The following is an 8,032-nucleotide window of genomic DNA, read 5'->3' on the forward strand; positions in this document are numbered from 1 at the left end:
GCCAACTACTGTTTATTGAACCAACATTCAGATATTCTTCTTTCCTAGGCTGCCCCCATGCAGCCAGAGAATAATGCAAAAACTTCAACTTTATCGTAAAGTATGGTTGAAATTTGTTCCCATTGAGCAAGCTGATAATATTGAATGCAGTCGCTGCTGTCTGTTTGATTCTAGGTGTATTTGAATGTCGATTAATGTATTACTTGTTGAAGATGATGAGTTGCTGGTAAAGCGCATAGAGAATCACTTCACGGGCACTGAGTTTACTATCCACGTAGATACTACGGGTAGTAATGCTTTGCCTATGGTTCAAGCCTCACAAGCAACTGGCCAGCAGCCGATTCAACTGGCCATTGTCGATATTGTACTACCAGAGCAGGATGGCCTGATGTTGGCTAGAGAGCTGACTACCTTGACAGAAATCGGCGTTATCGTGCTCTCAAGCCGAGACTCACAATCCGATCGTATTGCCGGACTTGCACAAGGCGCAGACGACTATATTTGTAAACCTGTTGATTTGTTAGAGCTCGAGTTAAGAATGCGTGCAGTTTATAAGCGCTTAAACGGCTCGGCAAGTCAAGAAGACTCTACCGAGTACATTGAATATGCAGATTTCAAGCTTCATCCAGATAATCGCACTCTCGTTACCGCAACAGGTGAGGAGATGCGCCTAACCGAAGCCGAGCACAAGGTGCTTATTTGCCTAATTGCCAATGCTGGCAAGGCCACATCACGGGAAAAAGTATCGGAAGAAATAGGCCAGCCAGATTGGAGCCCAACCGATAGAACGGTAGATGTTCTTATCGGCAGGTTACGCAAAAAGCTAGGGGATGAAAAAGAGCAAAAACGTATTGTCACTGTTCGTGGCAAGGGTTATATGCTCTCTTCTAGCTAAAAAATGAGCTGCCCTTTTTGATAAGCCGCTAGAGTTTGCTCAAAAGGCTGTTGCGCATAAGACTGATCTTCTGCTTCACTCAAAGCCTGTTCTTGGTAGTCGATCGCCTCATCAAAATTACCTAACTTCGCGTGGGCGGCCGCTAAATAGGCGTACGCTAAAGGATGGTCGGTCTCATCACTGACCTGCTCCGCAAGGGCAATAGCATTTTTGAGCTGTGCGCCATTATCCGAGTAGCGAACATACCACCCAGCTAACTCTCGCATCGCGATTAACTCACCCTGCTTAGCGGCCTCATTAAGCCAGTAGCGAGCTAGCTCTAATTGCTCTCGTTGCCCTGATGCTTGTGTAAGTAAACAGCGACCAAGCTGGAGCTGAGCACGACTATGCTGGCGCTCGGCGGCTTCGAGTAGCAATCGTTGGTTACAGTTAATACCGAGTTGATAAAGCATATCGCTATGCCCGGCTGCCGCTGCTTTGAGCTGCCAATAGCGCCATTGCTGCTCCTTTTCTTTATTAACCAAAGGTTTTACATCAGCGTAAGCTACTACGCTGTGGTTCTCATAGCTCGCCTGTTGCTCTTGGTTATTGTAAAAAAACCGTGCTAAATACCAGTTGCTATCACCCAACAATCCCTGCTCTGCACCCAGTGACCACTGACTCATCACTTCCCGCGCATGCTCGTCTAATTGACTGGGGATATCAATATGCTCAAAAGCCGACACTTCTTGAACACGCCCCTGATAATCAACGTTCACTAGGTAGTTGAAATTATAGTAACTGGGGTCGATCGTTTTTGTAGGAGTAAAATCAGGCTGTGTAATCGAATTAAAACGAACCATTGGCGCTTGCTTTGCCACAACTTGCACGTCGCTATCCACTGGCCATAACTCAGGTTGATAATCGAGTACTCTTAGCAGTTCAGCCAACTCAGCTTGAGCATCAACATCTCCACGCCGGGCTTGCTGCAATAAGTGTTGCTGCTTGGTACGTAACTGCTGCATCACCTCGCTATCAGGTGAGCCACTAAACACCCCTCGTATAACCGCATTATGAAATACTTCACCTGAATAACTAAAGCGTGTTTCATCCAGCTTTTCGGCAATACTTTGTGCGAACTCTGGTGCAGGGTAGCTGTGCAGTAAAATATAATCCCTCGGAATACCTTGACTATCTATATCAAAAATATAGCTCGCAACACCAGGGACCCCATCGCTCTTTAGTCCGCTAGGGTATTCAGTAGGTGGATTAATGCGTTTGCTTGGTGCGGGGTTATATGTCAATGCACGGCTTAGCTCATAGCGCACAGTGGCGCTACCTTGACGACCAATCTCGGCAATCAGCTGCTGAGCTAGGCGCTGTGCCCGTTGTAATTCATCACTGCTTAGACGCTTAATAACAGACTTTCGGGCCTGTTGCGCCATTTTGAAATCGTTGGCCATCGCCACAGAGAAATATGCATACGCTTTAACGGGGTCGGCCTTAACGCCTTGACCACGTAGGTACTGTACAGCTAAGTTAAATTGGCTGCGACCATCGCCTAACTCGGCCGTCTTTTCAAAAAGAGTAAAGGCGCGTTGATAATCTTGATTTAAATACAGGTCCATCGCTTCATTGGCATTACCCCAGCTTAACATGGGGGCAAGCGCTACGGTTAAAATCCACGCTTTCATTGTTCACTCCTAGCAGTTCTAAGCGCCAATGTTAACAGCTGGTAAATAACCGCGCAATGGCTATTCCCCAAGCCGAGCCAGCAGACGTTCAAAGGCACGGTAGCTTAGCGCTTCTTTAATATGCTCTACTTGGATATTCGTCATCGTATTCAAATCGGCAATAGTTCGGGCTACTTTTATCACACGATGGTGCGAGCGCGGAGATAACTGTAAGCGCTCACTAGCTAGCGCCAAATATTCATGACTTTTCGCATCTAACCGACAGTGTTGGCTGAGCTCTTTATTGGATAATAAGGCATTCACAACCCCTTGGCGCTGCAGCTGGAATTCATAAGCTTGCTCAACGCGCTTCCTGACCGTAGCACTTGACTCTTGTTTACTGTCTTTCAATAACTCAGTGCTGGGGATTCTAGATAACTCTATCTGTAAGTCTATGCGGTCAACAAATGGCCCAGAAATACGAGACAAATAGCGGAGCACTTGCTCAGGATTGGCTCTTTTGTCGGTATGATGTCCTGTTGGGCTTGGGTTTAACGCTGCAATAAGTTGAAAGCGCGCAGGGAACTCAACTTGAATCGCGGCTCTAGAGATAGTGACGACACCTGTTTCCATGGGCTCGCGCAGACTATCAATAACTTTGCGCTCAAACTCTGGCAACTCATCAAGAAACAACACACCGTTGTGTGCCAGTGATATTTCTCCGGGCTTTGGCTTTGATGAGCCACCAACAAGGGCTACTGCTGAGCAGGTATGATGTGGAGAACGAAAAGGTCGCTGCCGCCAACTCGCCAAATCAATATCGTGTCCTGAAACCGAATATACGGCTGCGGTCTGTAATGCTTGCTCGGTTGTCATCCGGGGCATAATCGTTGCCATGCGCTGCGCTAACATTGATTTTCCAGTACCAGGAGGGCCTGTAAACAAGACATTGTGTCCGCCGGCAGCAGCTATCTCGAGTACACGTTTCGCCAACTCTTGGCCCTTCACCTCACTAAAATCAACTGGCAGTTCAGGGCTGGCATTAACCATCTCGGACTGTGGCAGGAGCAAAGGTAGCGACTGCTGATTATTGAGGTCTAGCCAAACTTGGTGCAGTGAATTTGCACATTTACACTGCGCATCAGCGACAAGTTCAGCTTCCCTTTCATTTTCTGAACTCAAATATGCTGTACGCTGCGCATTTCTCACCGCCATCATTGCCGGTAACACCCCACGTACAGGCCTTAACTTACCATCTAACCCAAGCTCAGCCAAAAACTCACAAGCCAAGGGTTGCGACACCGTTAGCTGCCCAGAGGCGATAAGTATGCCTATAGCGATAGCCAAGTCATAACGACCACCTTCCTTAGGTAAGTCAGCGGGGGCTAAATTCACCGTTATTCTTTGACTAGGGAACACAAAGTGACTGTTCTCCAATGCGCTGCGTACCCGATCTTTAGCTTCTTTCACCGAGGTCTCAGGAAGCCCAACTATATTAAATGCGGGCAACCCGGAGCCAAGATAGACCTCAACCGTCACTTGTGGTGTTTCTATACCGACTTGAGCACGAGTAAATACATGAGCGAGTGACACATCCTTGTTCCTACACTAGTTAGTTCTCTATACAGTTTAGTTATGATAGCGGAAAACATGTAAGCTTAATTGCCATCTTATAGCTGCAAGGCGTACCATCAGTGTCGTCAGCCCGCCAATCCACATAGCAAGCTGTTGGTTTATTTCCATACTAACTAGTTGTGCATACAAGCCAGCCCCAATAGCACAGGCAATAGCATAAAGCGGCCCCTTAAGCAGCATAGGGACTTCTCTCGCTAACACATCACGGATCATACCGCCAAAACAGCCAGTCAAGACTCCCATGATCACCGCCGTCATCACTGGCACCCCTGCTCCCAATGCCTTTTGTGCCCCCATAATTGCAAAGAAGGCTATCCCCAGCGCATCTGCCAATTGCAGTAAGAAATGAGGAAAGCTTTGGCGGATATTTAACCACACTATAGTTATCGCCACTGTCACTAATATGGTTATAAAGTAACTGGTGTCATGCACCCAAAACACTGGCATATCGAGAATGAGATCTCGCAGTGTACCGCCGCCTATTGCTGTGACCGAAGCGAGTACGATAACACCAAAGCCATCCATTGATTTTTCGTGCGCCAACAAAGTGCCGGAAATAGCGAAGACTGCGACTCCTAGCAAGTCAAACCAATGATAGAGTTCTCCCATTTCTCAATACTCAATTGCTCTATAGTAAACAGTAAGATAGCACCCAAGAGGCGCTCTGCGAAGGAAGAATGGCATATTGCCAAGTGAGCGCCTAGCCTGAGGGTGCGATGACCGGTGACACTGTGTTGTGGGTCAGGATTTATCCTGACTCGATGACGCAAGGCTGAAGCCTTGCCTACAGGTGTGGGGCTCTGCTGTTGTTTGGTTGTGTTGTGGGTCAGGATTTTATCCTGACTAAGGTGATGCAAGGCTGAAGCCTTGCCTACGGGTATGGGTTTTTTCTGATGTTTAGTTATGTTGTGGGTCAGGCTTTACCCTGACTCGATGATGCAAGGCTAAAGCCTTGCCTACAGGCATAAAAAAACCCGCTGCACTTCTGCAACGGGTCTCTCTAATTAGGAGCCTGGTGATGACCTACTTTCACATGGGCGAACCCACACTATCATCGGCGCAGTTCCGTTTCACTTCTGAGTTCGGCATGGGGTCAGGTGGGTCCAGAACGCTATTATCACCAAGCATAAACTTGGCCTAACACGGCGTGTTAGTCATTTGGAAAGCCGTATAAGTAAATCTACTTTAGTCTCTTAACTTCTGTGCTTAAACAGTCACATACAAACCACTTTGGCGTTGTATGGTTAAGCCTCACGGGTAATTAGTACAGGTTAGCTTAACGCCTTGCAGCGCTTCCACATCCTGCCTATCAACGTTGTCGTCTTCAACGGCCCTTTAGTGGAGTCGAACTCCAAGTGAGAACTCATCTCGAGGCTCGCTTCCCGCTTAGATGCTTTCAGCGGTTATCGATTCCGAACGTAGCTACCGGGCAATGCCTTTGGCAAAACAACCCGAACACCAGCGGTTCGTCCACTCCGGTCCTCTCGTACTAGGAGCAGCCCCTCTCAATTCTCAAACGCCCACGGCAGATAGGGACCGAACTGTCTCACGACGTTCTAAACCCAGCTCGCGTACCACTTTAAATGGCGAACAGCCATACCCTTGGGACCGACTTCAGCCCCAGGATGTGATGAGCCGACATCGAGGTGCCAAACACCGCCGTCGATATGAACTCTTGGGCGGTATCAGCCTGTTATCCCCGGAGTACCTTTTATCCGTTGAGCGATGGCCCTTCCATTCAGAACCACCGGATCACTATGACCTACTTTCGTACCTGCTCGACGTGTCTGTCTCGCAGTTAAGCTGGCTTCTACCATTACACTAACCGTACGATGTCCGACCGTACTTAGCCAACCTTCGTGCTCCTCCGTTACTCTTTGGGAGGAGACCGCCCCAGTCAAACTACCCACCAGGCACTGTCCGCAACCCCGATTCAGGGGCCAACGTTAGAACATCAAACATACAAGGGTGGTATTTCAAGGATGGCTCCATGATTACTGGCGTAACCACTTCAAAGCCTCCCACCTATCCTACACATGTAGGCTCAATGTTCAGTGCCAAGCTGTAGTAAAGGTTCACGGGGTCTTTCCGTCTAGCCGCGGGTACACAGCATCTTCACTGCGATTTCAATTTCACTGAGTCTCGGGTGGAGACAGCGTGGCCATGGTTACACCATTCGTGCAGGTCGGAACTTACCCGACAAGGAATTTCGCTACCTTAGGACCGTTATAGTTACGGCCGCCGTTTACCGGGGCTTCGATCAAGAGCTTCGACAAAGTCTAACCCCATCAATTAACCTTCCGGCACCGGGCAGGTGTCACACCGTATACGTCATCTCACGATTTAGCACAGTGCTGTGTTTTTAATAAACAGTCCCAGCCACCTGGTCACTGCGACCCACTTCAGCTCCAGACGCAGGTCCTTCACCTAATGTGGGCGTACCTTCTCCCGAAGTTACGGTACTATTTTGCCTAGTTCCTTCACCCGAGTTCTCTCAAGCGCCTTAGTATTCTCTACCTGACCACCTGTGTCGGTTTAGGGTACGATTCGATATAGACTGAAGCTTAGAGGCTTTTCCTGGAAGTATGGCACCAACAGCTTCCACTCCGTAGAGTGTCGTCTCGACTCTCAGCCTTAAAGAATCCCGGATTTACCTAAGATTCAAGCCTACTGCCTTTCACACGGACAACCAACGCCGTGCCTGCCTAGCCTTCTCCGTCCCCCCATCGCATCTATACCAAGTACGGGAATATTAACCCGTTTCCCATCGACTACGCCTTTCGGCCTCGCCTTAGGGGTCGACTCACCCTACCCTGATTAACATGGGATAGGAACCCTTGGTCTTCCGGCGTGCGGGTTTTTCACCCGCATTATCGTTACTCATGTCAGCATTCGCACTTGTGATATGTCCAGCATGCCTCCCGGCACACCTTCAGCCACTTACACAACGCTCCCCTACCCCGCAACATAAAGTTGCAGCCGCAGCTTCGGTGGTATGTTTAGCCCCGTTACATCTTCCGCGCAGGCCGACTCGACTAGTGAGCTATTACGCTTTCTTTAAAGGGTGGCTGCTTCTAAGCCAACCTCCTAGCTGTTTTAGCCTTCCCACATCGTTTCCCACTTAACATACACTTTGGGACCTTAGCTGGCGGTCTGGGTTGTTTCCCTCTCCACGATGGACGTTAGCACCCACCGTGTGTCTCCCGGATAGTACTCATTGGTATTCGGAGTTTGCATGGGGTTGGTAAGTCGGGATGACCCCCTAGCCCAAACAGTGCTCTACCCCCAATGGTATTCGTCCGAGGCTCTACCTAAATAGATTTCGGGGAGAACCAGCTATCTCCCGGTTTGATTAGCCTTTCACTCCAAGCCACAGGTCATCCCCTAACTTTTCAACGTTAGTGGGTTCGGTCCTCCAATTGATGTTACTCAATCTTCAACCTGCCCATGGCTAGATCACCGGGTTTCGGGTCTATACCTTGCAACTCAACGCGCAGTTAACGCTCGCTTTCACTACGGCTACCCTATTCGGTTAACCTCGCTACAAAATATAAGTCGCTGACCCATTATACAAAAGGTACGCAGTCACCCTCGAAGGGCTCCTACTGCTTGTACGTACACGGTTTCAGGTTCTATTTCACTCCCCTCACAGGGGTTCTTTTCGCCTTTCCCTCACGGTACTGGTTCACTATCGGTCAGTTGGGAGTATTTAGCCTTGGAGGATGGTCCCCCCATATTCAGTCAAAGTTTCACGTGCTCCGACCTACTCGATTTCACTTATTAGACGTTGTCGTGTACGGGACTATCACCCTGTATCGTGGCACTTTCCAGAGCCTTCCACTAACATCAA

4 protein-coding genes and 2 rRNA genes (1 of these 6 only partly in view) are annotated in these 8,032 nt (G+C 48.9%); 1 reads left to right on the plus strand and 5 read right to left on the minus strand.

Going from position 1 to position 8,032, the window contains the following annotated elements:
* Positions 1 to 184: 184 nt before the first annotated feature.
* Complete coding sequence (locus PRUTH_RS11565; RefSeq protein ID WP_045980468.1) at positions 185 to 895, plus strand: response regulator transcription factor; 711 nt, start codon at positions 185 to 187, stop codon at positions 893 to 895.
* On the opposite strand, the gene PRUTH_RS11570 is transcribed toward PRUTH_RS11565, so the two are convergent.
* The 5 genes from PRUTH_RS11570 to PRUTH_RS11590 form a co-directional block, all read right to left on the minus strand.
* A complete protein-coding gene (locus tag PRUTH_RS11570) occupies positions 892 to 2,568 on the minus strand; it encodes a tetratricopeptide repeat protein (protein ID WP_151173324.1) in 1,677 nt (558 codons plus the stop codon). The two genes, PRUTH_RS11565 and PRUTH_RS11570, sit on opposite strands and share 4 nt — an antisense overlap.
* A gap of 60 nt (positions 2,569 to 2,628) precedes the next feature.
* On the minus strand, positions 2,629 to 4,140 hold the full coding sequence (locus PRUTH_RS11575) for a YifB family Mg chelatase-like AAA ATPase (protein ID WP_151173325.1): 1,512 nt from the start codon (positions 4,138 to 4,140) through the stop codon (positions 2,629 to 2,631).
* Positions 4,141 to 4,176: 36 nt separating this feature from the next.
* The gene (locus PRUTH_RS11580; protein WP_045980470.1) at positions 4,177 to 4,791 is read right to left on the minus strand and encodes a trimeric intracellular cation channel family protein; all 615 of its coding nucleotides are present in this window, start codon (positions 4,789 to 4,791) and stop codon (positions 4,177 to 4,179) included.
* A 401-nt stretch (positions 4,792 to 5,192) separates the two neighbouring features.
* Positions 5,193 to 5,307 (minus strand): 5S ribosomal RNA (gene rrf / locus PRUTH_RS11585).
* Positions 5,308 to 5,422: 115 nt separating this feature from the next.
* Positions 5,423 to 8,032: ribosomal RNA gene (locus PRUTH_RS11590) — 23S ribosomal RNA — on the minus strand (it continues 275 nt past the right edge of the window).

The sequence above is a fragment of the Pseudoalteromonas ruthenica genome, assembly GCF_008808095.1.
Taxonomy (GTDB): Bacteria; Pseudomonadota; Gammaproteobacteria; order Enterobacterales; family Alteromonadaceae; genus Pseudoalteromonas; species Pseudoalteromonas ruthenica.

What these genes read in the sequence shown, in the direction of transcription:
- PRUTH_RS11565 (WP_045980468.1), top strand. Translation starts at nt 185, where the DNA reads ATGTCGATTAATGTATTACTTGTTGAAGATGATGAGTTGCTGGTAAAG.
- PRUTH_RS11570 (WP_151173324.1), bottom strand. Translation starts at nt 2,568, where the DNA reads ATGAAAGCGTGGATTTTAACCGTAGCGCTTGCCCCCATGTTAAGCTGG.
- PRUTH_RS11580 (WP_045980470.1), bottom strand. Translation starts at nt 4,791, where the DNA reads ATGGGAGAACTCTATCATTGGTTTGACTTGCTAGGAGTCGCAGTCTTC.